The organism is Saccharothrix longispora, assembly GCF_030852425.1.
Lineage (GTDB): Bacteria > Actinomycetota > Actinomycetes > Mycobacteriales > Pseudonocardiaceae > Actinosynnema > Actinosynnema longispora.
Window position 1 is genome coordinate 288231 of sequence record NZ_NSDM01000005.1, and the last position, 25256, is coordinate 313486.

General features: G+C 74.0%; 26 protein-coding genes. 18 read left to right on the top strand and 8 right to left on the bottom strand.

The annotated features are described in order from the left end of the window. Positions 1 to 71: 71 nt before the first annotated feature. Together CKY47_RS14500 and CKY47_RS14505 are read right to left on the bottom strand one after the other, a co-directional pair. Positions 72 to 1574, bottom strand: coding sequence for a carboxylesterase/lipase family protein (locus CKY47_RS14500; RefSeq protein WP_306746298.1), 1503 nt, complete (start codon positions 1572 to 1574; stop codon positions 72 to 74). 97 nt (positions 1575 to 1671) lie between these two features. After that, positions 1672 to 2292: a TetR/AcrR family transcriptional regulator gene (locus tag CKY47_RS14505; RefSeq protein WP_306746299.1), complete on the bottom strand. Its 621-nt coding sequence runs from the start codon at positions 2290 to 2292 to the stop codon at positions 1672 to 1674. Positions 2293 to 2359: 67 nt separating this feature from the next. Between CKY47_RS14505 and CKY47_RS14510 the strand changes: the two genes are divergently transcribed. After that, positions 2360 to 2731, top strand: a complete 372-nt coding sequence (locus CKY47_RS14510; RefSeq protein WP_306746300.1) for a GatB/YqeY domain-containing protein — start codon at positions 2360 to 2362, stop codon at positions 2729 to 2731. Between the two features lie 2 nt (positions 2732 to 2733). Here CKY47_RS14510 and CKY47_RS14515 read toward each other — a convergent pair whose 3' ends face one another. Then, positions 2734 to 3102 (bottom strand): YciI family protein, encoded by a 369-nt coding sequence (locus tag CKY47_RS14515; RefSeq protein WP_306746301.1) that lies wholly within the window; start codon positions 3100 to 3102, stop codon positions 2734 to 2736. Between the two features lie 368 nt (positions 3103 to 3470). Here CKY47_RS14515 and CKY47_RS14520 point away from each other — a divergent pair, with 368 nt between their 5' ends. Then, entirely contained in the window at positions 3471 to 3842 is a 372-nt protein-coding gene (locus CKY47_RS14520) for an STAS domain-containing protein (protein WP_306746302.1), read from the top strand. Between the two features lie 83 nt (positions 3843 to 3925). On the opposite strand, the gene CKY47_RS14525 is transcribed toward CKY47_RS14520, so the two are convergent. Then, positions 3926 to 4288: a DUF6292 family protein gene (locus tag CKY47_RS14525; protein ID WP_306746446.1), complete on the bottom strand. Its 363-nt coding sequence runs from the start codon at positions 4286 to 4288 to the stop codon at positions 3926 to 3928. A gap of 136 nt (positions 4289 to 4424) precedes the next feature. On the opposite strand from CKY47_RS14525, the gene CKY47_RS14530 reads away from it, so the two are divergent. Beyond that, a complete protein-coding gene (locus tag CKY47_RS14530) occupies positions 4425 to 5240 on the top strand; it encodes an alpha/beta fold hydrolase (RefSeq protein WP_306746303.1) in 816 nt (271 codons plus the stop codon). A 63-nt stretch (positions 5241 to 5303) separates the two neighbouring features. Next, the gene (locus tag CKY47_RS14535) at positions 5304 to 5732 is read left to right on the top strand and encodes a class I SAM-dependent methyltransferase (RefSeq protein WP_306746304.1); all 429 of its coding nucleotides are present in this window, start codon (positions 5304 to 5306) and stop codon (positions 5730 to 5732) included. Here the strand turns inward: CKY47_RS14535 and CKY47_RS14540 are convergent. Next, positions 5707 to 6063: an ArsR/SmtB family transcription factor gene (locus tag CKY47_RS14540; RefSeq protein WP_371320666.1), complete on the bottom strand. Its 357-nt coding sequence runs from the start codon at positions 6061 to 6063 to the stop codon at positions 5707 to 5709. The genes CKY47_RS14535 and CKY47_RS14540 overlap by 26 nt on opposite strands. Positions 6064 to 6122: 59 nt before the next feature. Between CKY47_RS14540 and CKY47_RS14545 the strand changes: the two genes are divergently transcribed. The 4 genes from CKY47_RS14545 (at position 6123) to CKY47_RS14560 (ending at position 10165) form a co-directional block, all read left to right on the top strand. Next, positions 6123 to 7472 carry an MFS transporter gene (locus CKY47_RS14545; protein WP_306746447.1) on the top strand — a complete coding sequence of 450 codons (1350 nt, stop codon included), beginning with the start codon at positions 6123 to 6125 and terminating at the stop codon, positions 7470 to 7472. A 120-nt stretch (positions 7473 to 7592) separates the two neighbouring features. Beyond that, the gene (gene nhaA / locus CKY47_RS14550; protein ID WP_306746306.1) at positions 7593 to 8888 is read left to right on the top strand and encodes a Na+/H+ antiporter NhaA; all 1296 of its coding nucleotides are present in this window, start codon (positions 7593 to 7595) and stop codon (positions 8886 to 8888) included. Positions 8889 to 9017: 129 nt separating this feature from the next. Then, a complete protein-coding gene (locus CKY47_RS14555) occupies positions 9018 to 9308 on the top strand; it encodes a zinc-ribbon domain-containing protein (protein WP_306746307.1) in 291 nt (96 codons plus the stop codon). Positions 9309 to 9421: 113 nt separating this feature from the next. After that, positions 9422 to 10165, top strand: coding sequence for an SDR family NAD(P)-dependent oxidoreductase (locus CKY47_RS14560; protein ID WP_306746448.1), 744 nt, complete (start codon positions 9422 to 9424; stop codon positions 10163 to 10165). A gap of 46 nt (positions 10166 to 10211) precedes the next feature. On the opposite strand, the gene CKY47_RS14565 is transcribed toward CKY47_RS14560, so the two are convergent. The 3 genes from CKY47_RS14565 to CKY47_RS14575 all read right to left on the bottom strand — a co-directional run bounded on the left by CKY47_RS14565 (position 10212) and on the right by CKY47_RS14575 (position 14064). Next, positions 10212 to 11990: a thiamine pyrophosphate-requiring protein gene (locus tag CKY47_RS14565; protein ID WP_306746308.1), complete on the bottom strand. Its 1779-nt coding sequence runs from the start codon at positions 11988 to 11990 to the stop codon at positions 10212 to 10214. A gap of 219 nt (positions 11991 to 12209) precedes the next feature. Next, positions 12210 to 13100, bottom strand: coding sequence for a trypsin-like serine peptidase (locus CKY47_RS14570; protein WP_371320667.1), 891 nt, complete (start codon positions 13098 to 13100; stop codon positions 12210 to 12212). Positions 13101 to 13317: 217 nt separating this feature from the next. After that, positions 13318 to 14064: a GH12 family glycosyl hydrolase domain-containing protein gene (locus CKY47_RS14575; RefSeq protein WP_306746309.1), complete on the bottom strand. Its 747-nt coding sequence runs from the start codon at positions 14062 to 14064 to the stop codon at positions 13318 to 13320. 453 nt (positions 14065 to 14517) lie between these two features. Here CKY47_RS14575 and CKY47_RS14580 point away from each other — a divergent pair, with 453 nt between their 5' ends. The 10 genes from CKY47_RS14580 (at position 14518) to CKY47_RS14625 (ending at position 25242) form a co-directional block, all read left to right on the top strand. Continuing rightward, entirely contained in the window at positions 14518 to 15474 is a 957-nt protein-coding gene (locus tag CKY47_RS14580) for a TauD/TfdA family dioxygenase (protein ID WP_306746310.1), read from the top strand. A gap of 37 nt (positions 15475 to 15511) precedes the next feature. After that, entirely contained in the window at positions 15512 to 17065 is a 1554-nt protein-coding gene (locus CKY47_RS14585; protein ID WP_306746311.1) for an amino acid adenylation domain-containing protein, read from the top strand. Between the two features lie 85 nt (positions 17066 to 17150). After that, entirely contained in the window at positions 17151 to 18293 is a 1143-nt protein-coding gene (locus CKY47_RS14590; protein WP_306746312.1) for an acyl-CoA dehydrogenase family protein, read from the top strand. Further along, complete coding sequence (locus CKY47_RS14595; RefSeq protein WP_306746313.1) at positions 18290 to 19834, top strand: amino acid adenylation domain-containing protein; 1545 nt, start codon at positions 18290 to 18292, stop codon at positions 19832 to 19834. Before CKY47_RS14590 ends, CKY47_RS14595 begins: the two co-directional genes overlap by 4 nt. Continuing rightward, positions 19831 to 20142, top strand: a complete 312-nt coding sequence (locus tag CKY47_RS14600) for a phosphopantetheine-binding protein (RefSeq protein ID WP_306746314.1) — start codon at positions 19831 to 19833, stop codon at positions 20140 to 20142. Before CKY47_RS14595 ends, CKY47_RS14600 begins: the two co-directional genes overlap by 4 nt. Next, positions 20139 to 21482, top strand: a complete 1344-nt coding sequence (locus CKY47_RS14605; RefSeq protein WP_306746315.1) for an NAD(P)/FAD-dependent oxidoreductase — start codon at positions 20139 to 20141, stop codon at positions 21480 to 21482. Before CKY47_RS14600 ends, CKY47_RS14605 begins: the two co-directional genes overlap by 4 nt. 4 nt (positions 21483 to 21486) lie before the next feature. Beyond that, entirely contained in the window at positions 21487 to 22503 is a 1017-nt protein-coding gene (sbnA, locus tag CKY47_RS14610) for a 2,3-diaminopropionate biosynthesis protein SbnA (protein WP_306746317.1), read from the top strand. 148 nt (positions 22504 to 22651) lie between these two features. Further along, complete coding sequence (locus CKY47_RS14615) at positions 22652 to 24190, top strand: tryptophan halogenase family protein (RefSeq protein ID WP_306746318.1); 1539 nt, start codon at positions 22652 to 22654, stop codon at positions 24188 to 24190. 66 nt (positions 24191 to 24256) lie between these two features. Beyond that, the gene (locus tag CKY47_RS14620; protein WP_306746319.1) at positions 24257 to 24811 is read left to right on the top strand and encodes a flavin reductase family protein; all 555 of its coding nucleotides are present in this window, start codon (positions 24257 to 24259) and stop codon (positions 24809 to 24811) included. Between the two features lie 131 nt (positions 24812 to 24942). Beyond that, a complete protein-coding gene (locus CKY47_RS14625; protein ID WP_306746320.1) occupies positions 24943 to 25242 on the top strand; it encodes a hypothetical protein in 300 nt (99 codons plus the stop codon). Positions 25243 to 25256 lie beyond the last annotated feature (14 nt).

Here is a 25256-nt window from a genome sequence, read left to right on the forward strand (position 1 = left end):
CCCTCGCCCCTCGCCCCCCGGACCTCGCCCGTCCACGTCGACGCGGCCGAGTCGGTCGGGGAGGTCGGTGCTCAGGACAGGCGGGCCCAGAAGTCGAGGCGGTGGTCGGCCGCGTAGTCCGCGCCGCCGATCCGGTCGGGGGCCAGGGACTGGACGTGGCCGGTGCGCAGGCCGGGCCAGTCCGGCAGGTCCGGGTGGGCCGGGTCACCGTGCGCGGCGAACGCGGTCCAGTACCGGTTCACCCGCTCGGCGAACCCGCGTTGCGCCGCCGACAGCGGCGGGCCGCCGGGGACGTCGAACTGGTAGGCCAGTTCGGCGGCGTGCTGGGCGCCGGTCGGCAGACCGGGCAGCGGCACGGGTGGCGGGGCGTCCGGGTCGGCGAACTCGTAGCACCAGGTGTCGGTGTGCTCGGCGAGCGCCCGGCCCAGTTGCCAGGTCGGCCATGCCCAGGCCCGGTCCGTGCAGACCCGCGCCCAGGCGAGGCCGGGTGTGGCGAAGCGGGCGGGCGGGTAGCGGGCGGCGACCTCGTCGGCCGCGTCGCCGAACGCCTCGGCCAGCAGTCGGGGGTAGTCCCGCGCGGTGACCGGGTTGCCGACCAGGTCGGCGAACACCGCGACGAAGAACCTGGCCTCGTCGCGCGTGGCGCCCAGCAGGACCGGCACCCGGTGGAAGCGCCCGGCGGGCAGCGCGGACGCGGGCGACTCGGGCAGGACGTGGCCGCCGAAGGCCGGGCGGATGAAGGCGTCCGACGCCTGGAGCAGGTCGGCCACCGGGACGCGGCGGAGTCGGGCGAGTGCGGCGTGCGGGTCACCACCCGGCGCCGTCCAGCCGTGCTCGGCGGCGGTGGCCGCGCCGAGCCGGTCCAACTCGTCCGCCGGGGTCCACCTGGGCGGGAGCGCCGGGACACCGGGGATGAGGGTGTGCGCGGGCGTGGGGGCGAGCACGGCGAACGCGCTCTGCAGGATCGCGCGGTGGAACAGGCCGGCCGACGCGGGCGCCACCAGGTGCGCCGCGACCATGAGCGCGCCGTAGGACTCCCCGGCCAGGGTCACGTTCGCCGGGTCGCCGCCGAACCGCGTGATCTCCCGGCGCACCCAGCGCAGCGCGGCCTGCTGGTCCTGGAGGCCGAAGGTGCCGCCGTCGGCGAGTCCGGGGTGGCCGAAGCAGGCGAGCACGCCGAGCCGGAAGCGGGGCGTCACGACGACGACGTCGCCGGTGGTCGCGAGCCGCCCGGCGTCCCGGGTCGCGGTGCCGTTGGTCCCGCCACCACCGTGCAGCCACACCAGCACGGGACGGCCGGTGGTCGGGGTGTCGGGCACGGTGACGTCCAGCGTCAGGCAGTCCTCGTCGGTCGAGGTGACGTGGGCGAACGATCGGGTGGGCTGCGGCGCGTCCGGGCCGGGCGTGGTCGCGTCCCGGACGCCGGACCACGGCACGACCGGCGCGGGGGCGCGCCACCGCCGTTCCCCGACCGGGGGCGCGGCGTAGGGGATGCCCCGGAACGAGAGGTGCCCGTCGAGCCGGAGGCCGCGGACCTCTCCGCCGCCCAGCCGCACGGTGTCGGGCGGGCTCATCGGACGTGCCGCCCGGCGTGGCGTTGTTCCAATACAATCATATTGCCAACCTAGCAGCACGGTGCCGCTGCGGGAGAACGGATTCCCGAGGGCGAGGTCAGTCGCGCGCGCCGGGCCGCCCGGTGAACACCGAGTCGACGACCCGGCGCAGCACGTCGCGCGCCGGGAACGCGTCCGCGCCGGAGAGCACGAGCTGGTCGGCCAGGCCCTGCACGGCGGCGAGCACGGCGCGGGCCGCGAGCGCGGCGTCCGCGCCGGGGTCGACCTCGCCGCGCGCCACACCGCCGCGGATCACCGCCGTGACGTACCCGAGGAGGTCGCCGCCGGCCCGCCGGGCCACCTCGGCGAGACCCGGGTCGTGCAACGCCTGCGCCTGGAGACCCTGCCGGACGCGGTACTCGACGTCCCGCTCCGCGTCGAGCGGCAGCAGCTCCACCAGGCTGTCGAGCAGCACCTCGGCGGCCGGGAGGCCGGCGGCCTCGCCGTTGCGCACGCGGACCCGAACCCGCTCGCCCAGGCGGCCGGTGGCGTCGTCGTAGGCGAAGCGCAGCAGCACGTCCTTGCCGGCGAAGTAGTGCTGGATGAGCCCCACCGAGACACCCGCCTCGGCGGCCACCCGCGCGAAGGACGCGGCGGCGAACCCCTCCGCGGCGAGCAGGCGCTGGAACGCCCGCGCGATCTGGGCGCGACGCTGGTCGTGATCGGCGAGTCGCGGCACTCCGCTACCATACAGCCGTACTGGCACCGTCGTCCGACCGGCGCCACCCGCACCAGGAGACCGAGCCATGCGCGCCAGCCTGCGTGACAGCCTCACCGCGGCCCTCAGGTCCCGTGACCGCGTCGCCGTCGCGGCGCTCCGCTCGGCCCTGGCGGCGATCGGGAACGCCGAGGCGGTCCCGCTCGACCGGCCGGCGGACGGCGTGCCCGCCGGCGTCACGGGCAGCGAGCACGTCGCCGGGGCCGCGGCCGGCCTCGGGGCGGCGGAGGCGGAACGCCGGCACCTCACCGAGGCCGACCTGCGGTCGATCGTGGAGGACGAGGTGCGCGAGCGCTCGGTCGCCGCGCTGGAGTACGAGCGGCTGGGGCGCGACGACCTCGCCGAACGCCTCCGCGCGGAGGCCGAGGTGCTCGACAGGCACCTGCGCCCGGCGCCCTGAGGTCAGGGCGCCGGGGGCAGGTCCTCGAACTCGACGACCTGGCGCACCTCGATCTCGACCTGCCCGAACAGCTCCGCGTACCGCCGGGCGCACTCGACGGCCGCCGCCCGGTCCTCCGCGTTGATCAGCAGGAAGCCGCCGACGACCTCCTTGGCCTCGGCGAACGGCCCGTCGGTCGCGGTGATCGCCCCGTCGGGTGCCTTGCGGACCCGTGCGCCGCGCTCGGACGGGTGGACGCCCTCGGCGCTGATCAGGACGCCCCGGTCGGTCCAGTCCCGGATGAACGCGCCCACCCGCTCGACGAACTCCGGGCTGGGGTCCCACACCTCCGGGGCGCTCTCGGCCAACCGGTGCATCATCAGAAACCGCATCGCCGCTCCTCGTGATCGGGGTCGGGCCGCCCCGGGACGTTCCCCGGGCACGACGGCCGGACCCACCCGTGCGACGAACGACGACACCCCGGATCGACACGCGGCACGGGAAGTCCCGGCGGGGTCGGGCGTCCTGCGACGTTCGTCCACCCGGGACCGGCGTCCACCCGGGACCGGCCGCGGGGTCGGGCGTGGACGGAACGTGTCGCGCACGGCGTTGTCATCCGGCACGTCGTGCCATATCGTCGTCGACAACCACTGCGTCCCGCCACGCGGGGCAGGGGTCCGGGTTGAGCAGAAGCTCGGTTGCCGATTCTCGTGCCAATCGAGGAGCTCCATTGGGCAACACCTGTTCCCACATCGCGCCCGTGACCGTCACCACCCGCGTCGAGCCCGGCGACGTCGCCGTCGTCTCGGTGACCGGCGAGGTCGACCTCGCCTGCGAGGACGTCGTCGACGCGGCCTTCCGGGACCAGTTCGACCGCCGCCGCGCCGGGCTGGTCGTCGACCTCACCGGGGTCGACTTCTTCGGCTCCGCCGGCATCCGGCTCCTGGTCGACGCCGCCCAGCGCGCACGACACCTGGGGGTGGCGCTGGCCGTGGCCACCGACCGGCGGGTCGTCCTGCGCCCCCTGGCGATCACGCTCGTCGACCAGGCCGTGGAGATCCACCCGACCGTGCCGGCCGCCGTGGCGGCGCTGCGCGGAACCGGCGTGCCGCAGCGGAGGCTGCGCGCCTGACGTCCGCCGCCCCGGCGGTCCGGGGTCACAGCGCCCGGCGGTCCGGGGTCACAGCGCGCCGGGCGGATCGACCGGGCCGACCCTCACGAAGCCCGGAGGAGCGCGGCGTCCGCGTCCGGGGTGTCCGTCGGCCGCTCGAAGAGCCCGACGACCCACTCGGCCACCGCACCGGGCCACGGCACCGCCAGGCCGTCGAGGCGGCCCACCACCACGTCCCGGCCGCCGTCTGCCTCCACGACGGCCGACCAGCCGTGCCGCTCGTCCCACAGCAGCGCCACGTCGTGGTCCGGGTACGCGTCCAACCGGCCGTCCAGCGCCAGGTAGATGCCCACGTGGTGGTCGCCCTGCACGCACCAGCAGTCGCCGCCGAGCCCCAACGCGGAGGTGACCGACCTCGCGTATCGCCGAAGGGCGCGGGTCGTGCTGTCGTCGAAGTCCAGGTCCATCACGCCTCGCCACCCCTGCCCGCCGGTGAACGCCGCGCCGCCTGCTTGACGCCCGCCGGGAGTACCCGCCTGGAACCGGTCAAACCTCCCAGGACGACCCGGTTCGCGGGACCGAGCGGCGGGTAGCACAGGTCCTATGGGCGACAGGCGGGCACCGGCGACCGCGACCGAGGGCTGGGACGTGGCCGAGTTCACCGGCGCGGTGCACGCCGCCGTGCTCGGGCCGGCGGGAGCGCCGGACGTGGTGCTCGTGCACGGTCTGGGCTGCTCGCACCGCTACTTCCTGCCGCTGGCCCGGCGCCTGGCCCCCGACGCGCGGGTGGCCGCCGTCGACCTGCCGGGCTTCGGCCGCACCCCCGGCCCGCCCAGCGCGGCGGACGTCCGGGGGCTCTCCCTGGCGCTGGCCGACTGGCTGCGGGCGACCGGGCGCGGCGGCGCGCCGCTGGTGGCCCACTCCGCGGGCTGCCAGGTCGTCGTGGACCTGGCGACGCACTCCCCCGACCTGGCCGCTCCGGCCGTCCTGCTCAGCCCGACGGTGGACCGGCACGCCCGGTCGACGTCCCGGCAGCTGGCCCGGCTGGCGGCGGACGCGCCGCGGGAACGCCCGGCGCTGGTCCCGCTGCTGACCCGCGACTACCTCACGGCCGGCGTGCGCCGGATCGCCGCGACCCTCGACCACCTCCTCGACGACCCCGTCGAGGACAAGCTCGGCCACCTGCGCGCCCCGACCGCCGTCGTGCGCGGCCGGCACGACCCCGTCGTGTCGCGGCGGTGGGCCCGCGAGGTCGCGGCGCTGCTCCCGGACGGCCGCCTCGTCCAGGTGCCCGGCGTCGCGCACGCCGTGCACCACTCCGCGCCCGACGCGGTCGCCGCCATCACCCGCTCGGCGCTCCGGGCGGCGCAGCCCCGGTCACGTCGAGCGCCAGGACGAACTCGACCCGCCGGGTCGTGAAGCCGAACCCGTCGTCGGCGCGCGGCACGTGCGGCGACACCGTGCGCCCCGGAATGGCCGACCGTGACCGACGACGCACGTGAGCACTGGGACCGGCAGGCGGACGCGTTCGACGACGAACCCGACCACGGGCTGCGCGACGAGCACGTGCGACGGGCGTGGGCGGACCTGCTGCTGCCGCGGGCGGCCGACGTGGTCGACCTCGGGTGCGGCACGGGCAGCCTCTCGGTGCTCCTGGCGCAGGCGGGCCACCGGGTGCGCGGGCTGGACCTGTCGGACCGGGTGGCGGCGGCCAGGGCCAAGGCCGCGGCGGCCGGTGTCGACGTCGGGTTCACGCGAGGCGACGCCGCGTCCCCCCGGCTCGGGGCCGGGTCGTGCGACGTCGTCCTCGCCCGCCACGTGCTGTGGGCCCTGCCCGACCCCGCCCTGTGGGGACGGCCGATCGACGACGAGCGCCACCTCGTGGTCAGTCGTGGTCGGGACGACCGGTGAGGTGGTGGTCGGCGGCCTCGACCGCCTCGGCCAGCAACCGCCGCACGTGCCCGCCGCGTACCCGGTAGAGCGCCCGTCGCCCGTCCCGGCGCACCGTCACCAGGCCGGCCAGCTTCAGCTTCGCCAGGTGCTGGGACACCGCGGGCCTGGCCGCGCCGACCGCGGCGGCCAGCGCCGTCACGTCGTGCTCCGCACCGCAGAGCAGCCACACCACCCGCAACCGGGTCGGGTCGGACAGCATGCGGAACGCGTCGACGGCCGCCTCCACGTGCCTCCCGGGAGGAAGTTGTCGCCAGTCCTGCGTTGTTGCAACGTCGTCGCGTGCGCACATGAGCACCTATGGTGGCACCGCCCCAGGAGGAGCACCAGCCGTCCGGAGGTGTGCGCACCATGCCCGCCGTGCCGTCCGACCGCACGTACCGACGCCTGTTCGCCGCCCAGGTCGTCGCCCTCACCGGCACCGGCCTGGCCACCGTCGCCCTCGGCCTGCTCGCCCACGACCTCGCCGGGCCGGACGCCGGAGCGGTGCTCGGCACGGCGTTCGCGCTCAAGATGGTCGCCTACGTCGGCATCGGCCCACTGGCGGGCGCACTGGCCGCGCGGTTCCCCCGCACGCGACTCCTCGTCACCCTGGACCTGGTCCGCGCCGGCGTGGCCCTCACCCTGCCGTGGGTCGACCAGGTCTGGCAGGTCCACCTGCTGATCCTCCTGCTCCAATCGGCCTCGGCGGCGTTCACGCCGACGTTCCAGGCCACCATCCCCGACATCCTCACCGACGAACGCGACTACACCCGCGCCCTGAGCCTGTCCCGACTCGCCTACGACCTGGAAACCCTGCTCAGCCCCCTGCTCGCCGCCGCGCTCCTGCTCCTCGTCGGCCACGACCTGCTGTTCGTCGGCACCTCCGCCGGGTTCGCCGGCTCGGCCCTGCTGGTGCTCGCCGCCGCGCTCCCGACCACCCGCACCACGCCAGCCGACCGCACCACGCCCGCCACCCTCCGCACCCCGACCACCCGCGGCATCCGCGCCTACCTCGGCACCCCCCGGCTGCGCGGCCTGCTCGCCGCGCACCTCGCCGTCGCCGCCGCCGGGTCCGCGGTGCTCGTGGACACCGTCGTCTACGTCCGCGTCCTGCTCGGCCGCGACGAGACCGCCGTCGCCGTCGCCCTGGCCGCCCACGGCCTCGGCTCGCTCGTCGCCGCCCTCGCCCTCCCCCGACTCCTCGACCACGTCACCGAACGCCCCGTGATGGTGCGCGCCTCCGCCGCACTCGCCGCCGCACTCGCCACCACCGCCGCCACCACGGCGTTCCTCGACGACCTGCGCTGGCCCGCCCTGCTCGTGCTGTGGGCGGCGGTCGGCGCGGCCGGGTCCCTCGTGCTCACCCCCGCCGGGCGACTCCTGCGCCGATCGGCGCGCACGACCGACCTGCCGCACCTGTTCGCCGCCGACTTCTCCCTCTCCCACGCCTGCTGGCTGCTCTGCTACCCGCTGGCCGGGTGGCTCGCGACCACCACGTCCATGACCACCACACTGCTCGTCCTGGCCGCGATCACCGCCGCCGCAACCGCCGTCGCCACCCGCCTGTGGCCCGCCGGCGACCCCGAGGTGCTCGAACACGACCACCACGACCTGACCCGGGACCACGACCACCTCCGCGACGCCGTCCTCGTCGACGGGCGGCACCGGCACGCGCACACCTACCGCATCGACGACCTGCACACCCGCTGGCCGACGTGACCAACAGCCTTTTGCGCCGGTCGGCACCACTGATTAGGGTTGGCCCGGTTGCTCCGTCATGGAGCATGGTGTGCCGGGAAGCCTGGTCGGCGTCGTGTCCGACCGACCCCGGAGCCGCCCGTGAACCGCCCGACCACCACCAGGATCTTCACCAGGGGCTCGTGGCCCGAGGCCAAGCGCATCGCCGACGTCCTCCGCCTGGAGACCGTCGGCGGTGTGATCATGCTGGTCGCCGCGCTCCTCGGACTGGTGTGGGCGAACTCCCCCTGGGCCCCGGCGTACGAGGCGCTGCGCGACTTCGAGTTCGGCCCCGAGTCGCTGCACCTGCGCCTCTCCGTGGGCCAGTGGGCCTCCGACGGCCTGCTGGCGATCTTCTTCTTCATCGCCGGCCTGGAGCTCAAGCGCGAGTTCGTGGCCGGCGACCTGCGCGACCCCCGGCGGGCGGCGGTGCCGGTCGCGGCGGCGATCGGCGGCGTGGTCGTGCCCGCCCTCGTCTACGCCCTGATCAACCTCGGCTCGCCGGAGGCCGCGGCGGGCTGGGCCATCCCGACCGCCACCGACATCGCGTTCGCGCTGGCCGTGCTCGCCGTGATCGGCCGGAACCTGCCCGCGGCGCTGCGGACCTTCCTGCTGACGCTGGCCGTGGTGGACGACCTGATCGCCATCGTGATCATCGCCCTGTTCTACACCGAGCAGCTGTCGGTGGTGCCGCTGCTGCTCATGCTGGTGCCACTCGCGCTGTTCACCGTGCTGGTGCAGCGGCGGGTCCGGTCGTGGTGGCTGCTGCTCCCCCTCGCCGCGGCGGCGTGGGCCCTGATGCACGCCTCGGGCGTCCACGCGACGGTCGCCGGTGTGCTGCTCGGTTTCGCGGTCCCGGTCATCCGCCGCAGCGCCGGCGAGGGCCCCGGCCTGGCCGAGCACTTCGAGCACCGCTGGCGCCCCCTGTCGACGGGGGTCGCGGTGCCGGTGTTCGCGTTCTTCGCGGCCGGCGTGGCGATCGGCGGCTTCGACGGGTTCGTCGCCTCGCTGGGCGACAGCGTGACCACCGGCATCGTGGCCGGGCTGGTGGTCGGCAAGGTGGTCGGCATCACGGCGAGCACGTGGCTGATGGCGCGGTTCACCAAGGCGACGCTGGACAGCGACCTCGCGTGGGTCGACGTGGTGGGCCTGGCGGTGCTGGGCGGCATCGGGTTCACGGTGTCGCTGCTGGTCGGCGAGCTGGCGTTCGGCGAGGGCAGCACCCAGTACGACGACGCCAAGGTCGCGGTGCTGGTCGGGTCGCTGCTGGCGGCGGTCATCGCGACGGTGATCCTGCGCGCCCGCAACCGCGTGTACCGGCGCATCCACGAGGAGGAGACGCGGGACGTCGACCAGGACGGCATCCCGGACGTCCACCAGCGCCCCGACGCCCACTGACGACAAGCGCTCACCCCGCCGGACATGAAGAATTTTCGCCGTCACTGAAGCCACGAAGACCACCGCACGATTGCCCGCCCCGAACGGTGGAACCCCCGGGCGGACGACGCGACGAGGAGAGTGCGGCACATGGTGATCTTCGGCTTGCGGACCAAGGTCTTCGTCCTGGCGATGCTGACGCTGCTGTGCCCCCGGTGCGGCAACCCGGCGGCGCACGCCCTGCGCAAGTCGGTCACGAAGTTCTCGCTGTTCTTCGTCCCGCTGTTCCCGGTCAGCACCAAGCACACCACCCAGTGCACGTTCTGCGGCACGACCAACCGCATCTCCAAGGAGCAGGCGGGGCGACTGGCGCGGCAGGCCGACGGTCCCGCGCCGCAGTCGTGGGGGCAGCCGCAGTCGTGGGGGCAAGGGCAGTCGTAGGGCAGGGGCAGTCGTAGGACAGGGGCGATCGCGGGGCAGGAGGCGGACCCGCCCGGACCGTGAGGTCCGTTTCCCGCCGGACCCGCGACGCCGCGCCGGACATGATCACCGGCATGGACAACGTCGTGGACAACAGGATCGCGCTGGTCACCGGTGGCAGCCGGGGCATCGGCGCGGCGGTGGCGCTGCGGTTGGCGCGGGACGGCGCCGACGTGGTGCTGACCTACCAACGCGCGGCCGAGGCCGCGTCGGCGGTGGTGGCGGAGATCGAGGCGGGCGGGCGTCGCGCGCTGGCCGTCCGGGCGGACAGCGGGGACCGGGACGCCGTGACCGCCGCGGTGGAGCGGGTGGTCGACCGGTTCGGGCGGATCGACGTGCTGGTCAACAACGCCGGGGCCCTCCGGGTCGGCCCGATCGGGGAACTCGGGCCGGCGGAGTTCGAGGAGGTCGTGGCGGTCAACGTCCGCGCGCCGTTCTTCGCGTCGAGGGCGGCGGCCGCGCACATGACCGCGGGCGGTCGCATCGTCAACATCGGCAGCAACGTGGCCGAGCGCGTGACGTTCCCCGGTTTCTCCCTGTACGCCCTGAGCAAGTCCGCGCTGGTCGGGCTGACCAAGGGGCTGGCCCGGGAGCTGGGGCCGCGCGGGATCACCGTCAACCAGGTCAACCCCGGACCGGTCGCGACCGGCATGAACCCGGCGGACGGACCGCTCGCCGACGCGATCAACGGGTTCACCGCCCTGGGCCGGTTCGGCACCCCGGACGAAGTCGCGGCGACCGTGTCGCACCTGGCCGGCGACGGCGGCGCGTACGTGACCGGCGCCGTGATCGCGGTGGACGGCGGGTTCAACGGCTGAGGGGTCGGGTGGCGCCGTGCGGTTCGGGCCCCGCGGCGCCACCCGTTCAGGAGTGGCCCTCCTGGGCGCGTTGCCGGCGCAGGTTCTCGCGCTCGGCGACGGCGTCCGGTTCCTGGTCCAGCGCGCGGTGCACCTGGTCGAGGGTGGACTCGGGCAGGTGCGGCGCGAGCAGCGGCACGGCCGGGTCGACGATCGCCTCCACGACGACGGGCCGGTCCGCGTCGAACGCCTCGTGCCACGCACCGGCCAGGTCGTCGGGCGAGTCGACGCGGATGCCGCGCAGGCCGAGCAGCTCCGCGTAGGCCGCGTAGGGGAACTCCGGCACGCGCTGCGAGACCGGGAACCGCGGGTCGCCCTCCATCTCGCGCTGCTCCCAGGTGACCTCGTTGAGGTCGCGGTTGTGCAGCACCAGCACCACGAACCGGGGGTCGGCCCACCCGCGCCAGCGGTCGGCCACGGTGATCAGCTCCGGCAGGCCGCTCATCTGCATCGCGCCGTCGCCGACCATCGCCAGCACGGGCCGGTCGGGCGCGTGCAGCTTGGCGGCCAGGCCGTAGGGCATGGCGCAGCCCATCGACGCCAGGTAGCCGGACGTGTGCGCGGGCGCGCCCACCGGGAGCGCGAGGTGGCGGGCGAACCAGTAGGTGGACGAGCCGACGTCCACGGCGACCTGCACGTCGGCGGGCAGGTGCCCGGACAGCTCGTGCACCACCAGTTCCGGGTTGAGCGGGTCGGCGGGGGTGCGGGCGCGTTCACCGGCCACCCGCCGCCACCGGGCGACCGCCGCGAACACCTGCTCCTCCCAGCTCCGGTCGGGGTTGCGGCGCAGCAGCGGCAGCAGCGCCGACAGCGTCTCGCGCGCGTCGCCGACCAGCGCGGCCTCGACCGGGTACTTGCTGCCCACCACGCGCGCCTGGATGTCGACCTGCACGGCGCGGGCCCGGCCGGGTTCCGGGTAGAACTCGGTCCACGGGTCGTTGCTGCCGACGATGAGCAGGGTGTCGCAACCGGACATCAGCTCGGCCGACGCGGTGGTGCCCAGGTGGCCCATGACACCGGTGTGCCAGGGCGCGTCCTCGGGGATCACCGGCTTGCCCACCAGCGACGCGGTCGCGCCCGCGCCCAGCGCCTCCACCACCCGCGCCACCTCGCGGCCGGCGCCGGCCGCGCCGCGGCCGATCAGCAGCGCCGGCCTCTTCCCGGCGTTGAGCACGTCGGCGGCGCGGCGCAGGTCGTCCTCGCGCGGCAGCACCCTGGGGCGGGCGGTGACCGCCGAGGACGGCACGACGCCGTGGGTGTGCGGCAGGTCGTCGGCGGCGTCCGCGCGCTGCACGTCGTGCGGGATGATCAGGCACGTCGGGACGCCCTCGGAGATCGAGGTGCGCATGGCGTTGTCCAGCAGCACCGGCAGCTGCTCGGGCGCGGACACGGTCTGGAGGTACTGGCCGCAGACGTCCTTGAACAGCGTGTGCAGGTCCACCTCCTGGAGGTAGCCGGTGCCCAGCGCGCTGGTCACGACCTGCCCGACGATCGCCACGACCGGGCGGCGGTCGAGCTTGGCGTCGTAGAGGCCCGCCAGCAGGTGGATAGCGCCGGGTCCCTGGGTCGCCAGGCACACGCCGACCTCGCCGGTGTACTTGGCGTGGCCGCAGGCGGCGAACGCGGCCATCTCCTCGTGCCGCGTGGGCACGAACTCCGGGTCGCCGGCGCGGTGCAGGGCCGCCAGGAGGGGGTCGATGCCGTCACCGGCGTACCCGAAGACCCTGGGCACACCCCACGTGCGCAACCGCTCGACCAGGGCGTCCGCGACGGTCCGGCCGCTCACGCGACGCCCCGGGCGTTCGGACCCTCTTCCCGGCGTCCACCGGTCGCGTGCCGCACCACTGCCTCCATGCCGTCTCCCTCGCCCGTCTGGCCGAACGGCTTCCCCGGGGGGCGGCGCCGAAACGCCGGCGCCACCGGTCGGCGCGCACCGGCGCCCACGCCGGTGGGGTGACGGCCCGCGGGCCGGGCGCGTGGCGGTGTGCCCGGCCCGCGGTCCGGGTCAGGCGGCCTGCGCCTGGTTGTAGAGGTTCTGGGCGTCCGCGCCGAAGAACGGGCCGAACATCCAGTTCGGAAAAAAGTTGATCTTGTAGCTGTTCACCGAGTTGAGCGTGCCGGTGCCGGTGGCCTCGGAGAAGGAGCGGAACCAGGGACCGCCGCTCGCGCCGCCGGTCATGTCGCACGTCATGCCGATGCCGCTGCTGAGGAACGCGTTGAACGTCCGCCCGCTGCAGTAGATCAGCCTGGTGCCGTCGTACGGCGTGGCGGCGGGGTAGCCGAAGGCGTAGGTGTCGGCGGCCTTCGGCTGGTTGAAGGCGATGCCCTGGGCCCCGACGACGTCGGTGAGGGACTGGCCGTTCAACTGGCCGACGACGATGGCGCCGATGTCGTAGTTGATGTCCTCGCTCGCGTGCCACTGCGGGGTGGCGAAGGTGGCGCGCGCGTTCCACGTGCCGTACGGGGCGTTGCCGTTGTCGTAGGCCGGCACGAAGGCGACGTTGGTGTGGTACGCGCCGTCGAGCTTCACGCAGTGCCCGGCCGTGATGACCGTGCTCTTGTTGCCGCTGGTGACGGCGTTGCCGCTGCACGAGGCGTTGCGGCCCTGGTAGGTGAAGAACACGCGCCCGGCGGTGGCCACGACGGCGCCGCCACCGGTCCACGGGCTGCCCCCGTTCGGGATGGCCAGGGGGGCGACGGAGGTCGGTTCACCGGTCGGGACGGACGCGCGCAGCGCGGAGGCCGGCGCGGTGCGGATGTCGAGCGGCGCGGCGGCGCGCATCCGCTCCGGCGTCCAGTAGGCGCCGGGCTCGGCCGCCTGGACGGCGGGGACGATGACGAGCGATAACGCCAGGGCACTCGTCAGAGTGAGCAGTCTTTTCACACCACGGTGCAAGATCTCCACCTTTCGTGGGTCGATCACGGGCAGGGGACCGTGGTGAGGAAGTTACTCAGTGCAACGCTTCACCGTTTCCGGCGAACGGGTGGACTCCGTGCGTATTCGGACGCGCATCCACAACCGGAACACGACGTCGTCCCGGTGGGCCGCGGGGGCTGGACCAGGCGGGACCGGGCGGGCGTGGTGCGCGTCGACCACGCCCGCCCGGCGTGCCTCACCCGCCGACGGAGGCCGAGAAGTTGTCGACGCCGAGGCCGACGCCGCCGTTCCACGGTTCGAACCCGGCCTGGATGCTGGTCAGGTACCAGGACGTGGTGATCATCCCGCGGTTGCGGACGTCGTTCACGAAGTCGAGCACGCTGAACGACCACGAGTTGATCGGCGACGGCGCGACGTAGGAGATCACGTTGTTGGCGCCGTTGCTGCCGCGCCAGACCTGCCAGGTGCGACCGCCGACGGTGCCGGTGCCGACCTGGCTGCCGATGGGCTGGATGGAGCCCTGGCGGTTGAACCAGATCATGATCTCCACCTGGTTGACCCCGTTGGTCTTCGGGGTGGGGTCGAGCCAGATGTCGTACGAGGCGTTGTAGGTGCCGCCGGTGTACCGGTAGGTGATCGACGACGACGCGCTGCGGATGCGGCTGACCTGCATCGGCAGGTTGGAGCCGGGCGAGCAGTTGCCGTAGTGGCAGCCCAGGTAGACCGACGGGTAGGACAGGGGTGCGCCGTTGGTGGGCGCCGAGCCCGCCTGCTGGGTGATCCGGAACCCGGTCGAGGTGACGTTGATGCACTGGGTCGCCGACGAACCCCACCTGTTGTTCTGGACCACGTAGCGGCCCTGGACGGTGGTCGTGCCGTACTGGTCGCAGATCGACACGTCGGCCTGGGCCGGTCCGGTCACGGTGATCGCGCTCGCGACCAGCAGGCCGGCCAGTGCGACGGCGCGGGTGGTGCTTCGCATGGAACTCCTCTCGAAGTGTCCACGGCGGCGGGGGCACAGCTCTGGGAGCGCTCCCAGCATAGGGCCTGACGGGCGTTCGCCGCAGCACGGCGTGCCGCCGGCCCCGATCGGGCCGTTGCCGCAGCCCCTCCTGCCGCCGGTTCGTCCCCGGTGAAGCCCCCGGTCCGGCGCGGGACACCCCGTCGCGGGTCCGTGGCGCCGGCCCCGCCGGACGCGGTCCCGCGGCGGCCCCGGCGGGGCCTATACCCGAGCCATATCGGCCCGCCGACGACCGCGTATAGCGCCCGCATAGCCCGCGCGAAGATCCTGGCCCAGCCCGCCGGCCGCGCAGCGCCAACCCGACCACAGTGGACGGTGCCGACCGGACGTCCGGGAGGGCGTCACGACCACCGCCCGCCCACGTCTGCCGTGCGCGACCCGTGTCCTCACCGGCAGTGCTGCGAAGGGGAAGTGATGGACGAGAACGCCGTGTTCACGTTGACCGCCGAGGAACGCGCCCAGGCCAGGACCAGCGCGGACCGGCTCACCGGCACACCGCCCCGCAAGGTCGACGAACCCGCCTGGGTCGACGAGTGCCGGACCGCGTCGACGACGCTGCCGCAGCGGCTGCGCGCCCGCCTGGCCGAGTTCCGCCGCGACCCCGGGCCGAACGGCGCGCTGCTGGTGCGCAACCTGCCGGGCGCGGCCGAACGGCCCACCCCCAACGAGGCCGGCTCGGTCGAGCGCGACGCCACGCCCGGCGCCGCCGTGATCGGCATGGTGTCCATGCAGCTCGGCGAGGTCATCGCCTACCGCAACGAGAAGTCCGGTGCGCTCGTGCAGAACGTGGTGCCGGTGCCCGGCCGGGAGACCCAGCAGAGCAACGCGGGCTCCACGCGGCTGGAGATGCACGTGGAGAACGCGTTCCACCCCCGCCGGCCGGACTACGTGGGCCTGCTGTGCGTGCGCGCCGACCACGAGCGCGTCGCCGGCCTCCAGGTCGGCTGCATCCGCCGGGCCGTGCACGAGCTGCCCGAGGACGTCCGGGCCGTGCTCGCCGAACCCCGGTTCACCACGCAGGCCCCGCCGTCGTTCGGCCGCCCGGACGACGCCGCCCCGGCGCACGCCGTGCTCACCGGCGAGCCGACCGACCCGGACGTCCAGGTCGACTTCCACGCCACCCACGGCCACGACGCCGACGCCAAGAACGCGCTGGAGGTCCTCCGGGACGCGGTGGAGACCGTCGTCGAGACGCTGGTGCTGCTGCCCGGCGACCTCGCCATCGTCGACAACCGGGTCACCCTGCACGGCCGGACGCTGTTCACGCCGCGCTACGACGGCAACGACCGCTGGCTCTACCGGACCTTCGTCCACCTGGACCACCGCCGCTCGCGCCCGCTGCGCGACCTGCACGGGCACGTCCTGGCGTGAAGCGCCGACCCGCGCACCGGTGTGAGGAGGACCCGCGATGACCCCGACGCCCGGAGGGCTGATCCCCGCACTGGTCGCCCGGCAGGCCGCCGCCACCCCGGCCGCGGTCGCCGTGCTCGACGAGGCCGGCCCGCTGACCTACGCCGAGCTGGACCTGCGCGCGAACCGGCTGGCGCACCTGCTGCGCGCCCACGGCGTGCGCGCCGAGAGCACGGTCGGCGTGTGCCTGCACCGCGGGGTGAACCTCGTGGTGGCGCTGCTCGCCGTGTGGCGGGCCGGCGGCGCCTACCTGCCGCTGGACCCCACCCACCCCGGCCGCCGGACCGCCTCGGTGCTCCGGTCCGCCGGCGCGGACCTCGTGCTCACCCAGACCATCACCGACTCGCCGATGGCCGCCGCCGGCGTGCGCACGGTGGTGCTGGACCGCGACCTGACCGCCGCCGACGGGTTCCCGGGCGGCGCACCCCCGGCGGTGACCGGCGACCAGGCCGCGTACGTGCTGTTCACGTCCGGTTCGACCGGGACGCCCAAGGGCGTCGTGGTGCACCACGCGGGCATCGCCAACCGGGTCGGCTGGACGGTGCGCGCCCACGGCCTCGGCCCCGGTGACCGGGTGCTCCAGAAGACCGAGCTGACGTTCGACGCGGCGTGCTGGGAGATCTTCGCCCCGCTGGTGTCCGGCGGGACGGCCGTGCTCGCCCCGACCGGCGCCGAGCGCGACCCGGCGCTGATCACGCGGTTGCTGGCCGAACAGGGCATCACCGTCCTCCAGGTCCTCCCCTCGCTGCTGCGGACGCTGGTCGACGAGCCGGGCTGGGCGCACTGCGGCTCGCTGCGGCTGCTGTTCTCCGCGGGCGAGCAGCTGCACGCCGAGCTGGTGCACCGGTTCCTCGCCCAGCTGCCGGACCCCGGCGCGGTGCAGGTGTGGAACACCTACGGCCCCACCGAGTGCGCCATCGACGTCACCGCGCACCGCTTCGACCCCGCCCAGCCGTCGGGCCCGGTGCCGATCGGCCGGCCCATCGACGGGCTGCGCGTGCTCGTGCTCGACGAACGCGGGGAACCCGTGCCGCCCGGCGGGCGGGGCGAGCTGTTCGCGGGCGGCGTCGGCGTCGGCCGCGGCTACCTCGGCCGCCCGGAGCTGACCGCCGAGTGGTTCGCGCCCGACCCGGGCGGCCCGCCCGGCGCCCGGCTCTACCGCACCGGCGACCTCGTGCGCCGGCGCGACGACGGGGCCCTGGAGTACCTGGGCCGGCGCGACGACCAGGTCAAGGTGGACGGCGTGCGGATCGAGCCCGGCGAGGTGGAGGCCGCGCTGGCCGCCCACCCCGCGCTGCGCGGCGCCGTGGTGGTCGGTTTCCCGACCGCGAGCGGCACCGGGCTGGCCGCCTACGTGCGCACCGCGGACGGCTCGGTGCCGCCCGGCCTGCGCGAGTTCCTGGCCCTGCGGCTGCCCGCGACGCACCTGCCGGTCGCCTACCTCGGCGTGACGTCGTTCCCCACGACCGCGAGCGGCAAGGTCGACCGGGCGGCGCTGCCCGCGCCGGACCAGGCCCTGCTGCCGCCCCGGGAACCCGTGCGCGCCGGCTGATCCGGCGAGGACAGTCCGGGTAGTGCCCGAATATAGGTCGACCCGCGAGCGTGGGCGGAGCCGAGCCGTCGAACCGGAGAAGGACATGGACTTCGATCTCACGCGCGAACAGCGCCGCCGCGGCGAGGACCTGGACGCCGCGGTGCGCGAGCGGTTGGGCGACGACCGTCCGTCCACACCGGAGGGTCACTTCACCCGGGACCGCTGGCTGGTGGCCGCCGGGCTCGGGCTGACCGGCCTGTGCCTGCCCGTCGAGCACGGCGGCGGCGGCCTGGGCGCCCTGGACACGGCACTGAGCCTGGAGGTGTTCGGCCGGGCCTGCCCCGACACGGGCCTGGTGTTCGGCGTCGCCGCGCACCTGCTGGCCTGCGCCGTGGCGGTCCGCGACTTCGCCACCCCGGGGACCGCCGCGGAGCTGCTGCCGGGGCTGGCCGACGGGAGCGTGATCGCGGCCAACGCGATCACCGAGGACGAGGCCGGCTCGGACGTCGCCCGGCTGGGGACGAAGGCGGTCGCCGACGGCGACGGCTACCGGCTCACCGGCGTCAAGTCGTTCTCCAGCAACGCGCCCCTGGCCGACGTGTTCGTCACCTACGCGACCACGGACCCGGGTGCCGGGTTCCTCGGCAACACCGGCTTCGTGGTCCGCCGCGACTCCCCCGGCGTCGAGGTCGGCCCGCCGATGGTCAAGATGGGCCTGCACGGTTGCCCGGCGGGCCGGCTCACCCTCGCCGACACCCCCGTGCCGGCGCGCGACGTGCTCGGCGAGCCCGGCCAGGGCGGGGCGATCTTCCAGCACTCCATGGGCTGGGAGCGCGCCTGCCTGTTCGCGATCTACCTCGGGCTGATGGACGACCAGCTGCGCCGCTGCGTCCGGCACGCCCGTCGCCGCCGCCAGTTCGGCAAGCGCATCGGCGAGTTCCAGGCCGTCGCGCACCCGATCGCGGAGATGCGCCACCGCCTCGACAGCGCCCGCCTGCTGCTCTACCGCGCGTGCTGGCGGATGGACCGGGGTCGCGCGGACGCCACCGAGGTCTCGCTGGCCAAGATCGCCGTGTCCGAGGCCGCGGTCGCCAACGGGATCACCGCGATGCAGGTGTTCGGCGGCAGCGGCTACCTCGCCGAGACCGGGGTCGAGGCGCAGCTGCGCGACTCGCTGCCCGCCAGGGTCTTCTCCGGCACCAACGAGGTGCACCGCGCCATCGTCGCGAGGGGGATGGGCCTGTGAGCCTCCACCAGCTCGTCATCGACACCGCCGCCCGCCACCCCGACCGGCTCGCCGCGTCCTGCGCCGGGGCCGCGCTCACCTACCGCGAGCTGGACGAGGCCGCCGACCGGTTCGCGCACCGGCTGCGCGCCCTGGGCGTGGGCCGGGGCGACCGCGTGGTCCTGTGGTCGGACAAGTCCACCGACGTGGTCGCCGCCATGCAGGGCGTGCTCCGGCTCGGCGCGGCCTACGTGCCCATGGACCGGACCGCCCCGCTCGCCCGGGTCGTCATGCTCGCCGCGGACTGCGGCGCGGCGGCCGTCTGCGCCGACGCGGGCCGCCTCCCGGACCTGCGCGAGGCGATCGCGGGCACGGCGCCGTGCCTGGACCTGCACGACGACGAGGCCCGCGAGGTCGAACCGGTGCACGAGCGGGTGACCGACGACGACCTGGCCTACGTCCTCTACACCTCCGGTTCGACCGGTACGCCGAAGGGCGTGTGCGTCAGCCACCGCAACGCGCGGGCCTTCGTGGACTGGGCGGTCGCCGAGCTGGACGTCCGCCCCGGGGACCGGCTGGCCAACCACGCGCCGCTGGTGTTCGACCTGTCGGTGCTCGACCTGTACGCGGCGTTCGCCACGGGCGCGTCCGTGCACCTGCTGCCCGCCGAGCTGGCCTACGCCCCCGCGCAGCTCGTGCGGTTCCTGCACGACGAGCGGATCAGCGTCTGGTACTCGGTGCCGTCCGCGCTGGTGCTGATGATCCGCGACGGCGGCCTGCTCGACGGCCCCGCGCCCGCCGCGCTGCGGGTGCTCTGCTTCGCGGGCGAGCCGTTCCCGATCGGCGGCGTGCGCGCCCTGGCCGGCTGGACCGACGCCCGCCTGCTCAACCTCTACGGCCCCACCGAGACCAACGTGTGCACCTTCCACGAGGTCACCCCGGCGGACCTGGAGCGGGACCGGCCGGTGCCCATCGGCCTGGCCTGCTCCGGCGACACCGCGTGGGCCGAGCGCCCCGACGGCGCGGTCGCCGGTCCCGGCGAGGAGGGCGAGCTGCTGGTCGAGGGCCCGACCGTGCTGCTGGGCTACTGGGGCGCCCCGCCCCAGCGCGGCCCGTACCGCACCGGCGACGTGGTGCGCGTGCTCGACGACGGCTCGTTCGACTACGTCGGCAGGCGCGACCACACGGTCAAGGTGCGCGGCCACCGGGTCGGGCTGGGCGAGGTGGAGCTGGCCGTCGAGAGCCACCCGGACGTCGACGACGCCGCGGTGGTCGTGGCGGGCAGCGGCATCGACGCCCGCCTGGTCGCCTTCGTGGTGCCGGTGAGGGGCCGCACCCCCGGGCCGCTGGGCGTCAAGGCGCACTGCGCCCGCCTCCTGCCGTCCTACGCCGTGGTCGACCGGGTCCACGTCACGGCGGACCTGCCGCGCACGTCCAACGGCAAGGTCGACCGGCCCGCCCTGGTCCGCAGGCACGAGGACCTGGTCGCGAGGCGGACCGAACGCAAGGAGCAGCCGGTGGTCGCCGACGCGTCGGCCGGCCCGGAGAGGAGTACGCCGTGAAGCAAGGCGAAGTGGAACTCGCGCTGCTGGAGTTCATCCGGGAGGAGTTCCTGTGGGGTGACGAGGACCGGGAGCTGACCCTGTCCACGCCGCTGCTGGAGTGGGGCATCATCGACTCGCTGCGCACCGCGGTCCTGCTCACCCACGTCCGCGAGCGGTTCGGCGTGTACGTCTCGCACGCCAAGGTCAACTCGCGCAACTTCCGCGACATCACCAGCATCGCCGGCCTCGTGCTGGCCGAATCCCCCGAACACGACCCGCAGGCCGAACCGGTCGCGGCGAGCACCGCGGACAGGGAGAACTCATGACCACCGACTACGACGTCGCGATCATCGGCGGCGGACCGGCCGGGTCCACCATGGCCTCCTACCTGGCGAGGGCCGGCCTGTCCGTGGTGGTGTTCGAGAGCGAGACGTTCCCGCGGCCGCACGTCGGCGAGTCGCTGGTGCCCGCGACCACGCCGGTGCTGAACGAGATCGGCGTGCTGGAGAAGGTCGACGAGGCGAAGTTCCCGAAGAAGTTCGGCGCGTCCTGGACGTCGGCGGAGTCCCGCGACATCCCGTTCATGGGCTACCAGGGGCTGTCGCACGACTGGTCGGCGGAGATCCAGTTCGTCGAGCGCAACCAGCCGGGCGTGGACCGCGACTACACCTTCCACGTCGACCGCGCCCGGTTCGACTCGATCCTGCTGCGCCACGCCCAGGAGCAGGGCGCGACCGTGTTCAACGGCGCGCGGGTGCGCGACGTCGACTTCGACGACCCGGAGGCGGTCAAGGTGACCGTCCGCTTCGGGCCGCGCGACGCCGTATACACCGCGGGCATGGTGGTCGACGCGTCGGGCCGGCAGACGATGGTGGGCCGCAAGCTCAAGCTCAAGGTGTCGGACCCGGTGTTCGACCAGTACGCGCTGCACACCTGGTTCGAGGACCTGGACCGGGACGCCATCGCGCCCAACGCGTCCGTGGTCGACCACATCTTCGTGCACTTCCTGCCGATCAAGGACACCTGGGTCTGGCAGATCCCGATCACCGACACGATCACCAGCATCGGCGTGGTGACGCAGAAGAAGCGGTTCACCGAGGCCGGCACCGAACGCGAGCAGTTCTTCTGGGACTTCGTCGGCAGCCGCCCCGAGCTGGCCGAGGCGCTGAAGAAGGCGAAGCAGGTCCGGCCGTTCAAGGTCGAGGGCGACTACAGCTACGCGATGACGCAGATCTGCGGCGACCGGTTCGTGCTGATCGGCGACGCCGCCCGGTTCGTCGACCCGATCTTCTCCAGCGGGGTGAGCGTCGCGCTCAACAGCGCCCGCATCGCCGCGCAGGACATCATCGCCGCGCACGCCGAGGGCGACTACGCCAAGAAGCGGTTCGACACCTACGAGACCAAGCTGCGCCGCGCGGTGAAGTACTGGTACGAGTTCATCTCGATCTACTACCGCCTCAACGTGCTGTTCACCGCGTTCGTGCAGGACCCGCGCTACCGCACCGACGTGCTCAAGATGCTCCAGGGCGACGTGTACGACGGCGAGGAGCCGAAGGCGCTGGCCGCGATGCGCGAGGTGGTGGCGGCCGTGGAGGCCGACCCGGACCACCTGTGGCACCCGTACCTCGGCTCGCTCCGGGCTCCGGCCGCCGCGCCGGGCTTCTGAGTCGATGGTCAACCCCGCGCTGCGCGGCATCCTCTCCACGGTCGGCAGCACGCCGCTGGTCGAGCTCGAGCGCTTCTCCGTCGAGCTCGACCTCCAGGTGCACGCCAAGGTGGAGAAGTTCAACCCGGGCGGCAGCATCAAGGACCGCACCGCGGTCGCCATGCTGCTGGACAAGCTCCACACCGGGGAGCTGGACCCGGCGCGGTCGGTCGTCGTCGAGTCCAGCTCGGGCAACCTGGCGATCGGGTTGGCGCAGCTGTGCCGGTACTTCGGGTTGCGGTTCATCTGCGTGGTGGACGCCAAGACGACCGGGCACAACGTCAAGATCCTCCGGGCGTACGGCGCGGAGGTGGAGGTGGTCACCACCCCGGACCCGGAGACCGGCGAGCTGCTGCCCGCGCGGTTGGCCCGGGTCCGGGAGCTGGTGGCGACCCTGCCGCACGCGTTCTGGCCCAACCAGTACGCGAACCCGCGCAACCCGCAGGCGCACGAGCGCACCATGCGGGAGATCGTGACGGCGCTGGACGACCCGGTCGACTACCTGTTCGTCCCGGCGGGCACGACCGGCACGCTCCAGGGCTGCGGGCGCTACGTGCGGCGGCACGGGCTGCGCACGGAGATCATCGCCGTGGACGCGGTGGGCAGCGCGCTGTTCGACCCGGCTCCCCCGCCGGTGTCCCGGCTGATCCCCGGGCACGGCGCGTCGGTGCGGCCGCGGATCCACGACGCCTCGGCGCCGCACCGCGTGGTGCACGTGACCGACCTGGACTGCGTGGCGGGCTGCCGCGCGCTGGTCGAGCGGGAGGCGGTGCTGGCGGGCGGCTCGTCCGGCGCGGCGGTCACCGCGCTGCACCGCCTCGCGCCGTCCCTGCCCCGCGGCTCGACGTGCGTGCTGGTGCTGCCCGACGGCGGCGACCGCTACCTGGACACGATCTACTCCGACGAGTGGGTGGTCGAGCACCTGGGGCGCGTGCCGGACCTGTGGGCGGACGTCGCGCCCGTCCTGTCGGGCGCCAATTGATATTCCGGAAGCATACCCGCAATATAGCGCCGGTATGGCGCGGAACAGCAGAGTCGAGGACGATTCCGAACCGCCCCGAGCAATCCCGCCGGGAGTTCCCGGGGACGCGTTCCGGCAAGAGGAAAGCTTACCTGACAGGGAGTGGCACATGATCCGATCCGTGGTGATCGTGGGTGGCGGCACAGCGGGGTGGATGACCGCGACCTACCTGAAGACCGCCTTCGGCGACCGCGTCGACGTGACCCTCGTGGAGTCCGCGCAGGTCTCCCGGATCGGTGTCGGAGAGGCGACGTTCAGCACCGTCCGCCATTTCTTCGACTACCTCGGCCTGGACGAGCGGGAATGGCTGCCGAAATGCGCGGGCAGCTACAAGCTCGGTATCCGGTTCGAGAACTGGCGCAAGCCGGGCGAGCATTTCTACCACCCGTTCGAGCGGCTGCGCGGCGCCGACGGGTTCAGCCTCGCGGAGTGGTGGCTCGAACTGGGCGACCGCAGCGAGCCGTTCGACCGGTCGTGCTTCATCACCACGGCGCTGTGCGACGCCGAGCGCTCGCCGCGGATGCTGGACGGCTCGCTGTTCGTGTCCAACCTCGACGGGCCGCTGGGCAAGTCGACGCTGGACGACCAGCGCGCGCAGTTCCCCTACGCCTACCACTTCGACGCCGACGCGGTGGCGCGGTTCCTCGGCGAGTTCGGCCGGGCGCGCGGCGTCAAGCACGTGGTGGACGAGGTGGTCGACGTCGGCCTGGACAGCCGCGGCTGGATCTCCGAGATCCGCACCAAGGAGCACGGCGCCATCACCGGCGGCCTCTACGTCGACTGCACCGGCTTCCGCGGCCTGCTGATCAACAAGGCGATGGGCGAGAAGTTCCAGTCCTTCGAGGACCTGCTGCCCAACAACCGGGCGGTCGCGCTGCGCGTGCCGCGCGAGGACGCCACCGACATGCAGCCGTACACCACGGCGACCGCGATGACGGCGGGCTGGTCGTGGACGATCCCGCTGTTCCGCCGCAACGGCAACGGCTACGTCTACTCCGACCAGTTCATCACGCCGGAGGAGGCGGAGCGCGAGCTGCGCGAGAAGGTGGCGCCGGGCCGGGACGACCTGGAGGCCAACCACATCCGGATGCGGATCGGCCGCAACGACAACTCCTGGGTCAACAACTGCGTGGCGATCGGCCTGTCCAGCGCGTTCGTCGAGCCGCTGGAGTCCACCGGCATCTTCTTCATCCAGCACGCCATCGAGCAGCTGGTCAAGCACTTCCCCGACGGCGGCTTCGACCAGCGGATGATCTCGGCCTACAACAACCGGATCAACAAGGCCGTCGACGGCGTCAAGGAGTTCCTCGTCCTGCACTACCGGTCGGCGGACCGCGAGGACACGCCGTACTGGAAGGAGACCAAGACCCGGCCCATCCCGGAGGCCCTCCAGGAGAAGCTGGCGCTGGCCGAGTCGCACCTGCTCGACGAGGAGACGATCTACCCGCACTACCACGGGTTCGAGAGCTACTCGTGGAACACCATGAACCTGGGCCTGGGGCGCATCCCGCTCACCGCGCGCCCCGCGCTGCGCCACCTCGACCCGACCAACGCGCTGGCGGAGTTCGCCAAGCTCAAGGCCGAGGCCGACGAGATGGTCGCGACCCTGCCCAGCTGCTACGAGTACCTCGCCAGCATCAACGACTGACCGGCGGAGGGACGTCCGGCCGACCCGCGGAGCACATCACCGACGATCACCCGATGGGGGCAACACATGCAGACGATCCGGACCCACACCCACGCCGGGCAGGTAGCCCCCAGAGCCGTCAAGGACTTCATGACCGGCTACTTCACCGGCGTCACCGTCGTCACCGCGTTCTCCGGTTCCGGCCGGCCGCACGGGCTCACCTGCAACTCGCTGGTCAGCGTCACCCTCGACCCGCCCACGCTGCTGGTCTGCCTCGACCAGGGCGCCGGCACCCTGGCCGCCGTGCGCGAGACCGGCGCCTTCGCGGTGAACCTGATGTCGGAGCGGGGTCGGGCCACCGCCGAGCGGTTCGCCTCGGCCGCGCCGGACCGGTTCGACTCGGTGGCGTGGGAGCGCTCGGCGCACGGGGTGCCGGTGCTGGTCGACGACGCCCTCTCGGTGGCCCAGTGCGCGGTGGCCGACCTGCACCGGGTCGGCGACCACACCGTGGTGTTCGGCCGCATCCTCGACATCGAGAACCGTCCGGGGAACCCCCTGCTGTACGGGATGCGGACGTTCTCCGGCGCCCCGGAGGGGGTCCTGGAGGCGTCCGTCCCCGGGACCCTGCCCGCCGGTCGCTGACCCCGGTGCCACCACCGCCCGGCACCGGGGCGGACCACCCACCACCACAGCGGCACCACCGTGGCTCGCCCACCGGTGGTGCCGCTGTGGTGGTCCCGCTGCCCGATCCCACCGACCGCCCGGGAGGAACCATGTCCAGCTCCACTCCGCTGTTGCCGCCGATGACCGCCGGGCTGGAGGTGCTCAAGGCGACGTCCGACCGCTCCGACCCGCTCGACGAGGCGGTGCTGAGCGTGGTCGAGGCCGCCGCGCTGGCCGTGGACGCCGCGCAGCGCGCCCGCGCCGGGGGCGACCTGGCCGAGGTGCACTCCTGCCTGGGCGAGGTCCTGGGCGCGGCCCGCGCCGCCGTCACCGCGGCCACGTTCGCCGTGGTGCGGGTGCGGGACGAGATGGCGCTGGCCCGCGTCGCACCGCCCGAAGGCCGGTTGTGACGGACCGGGGCACG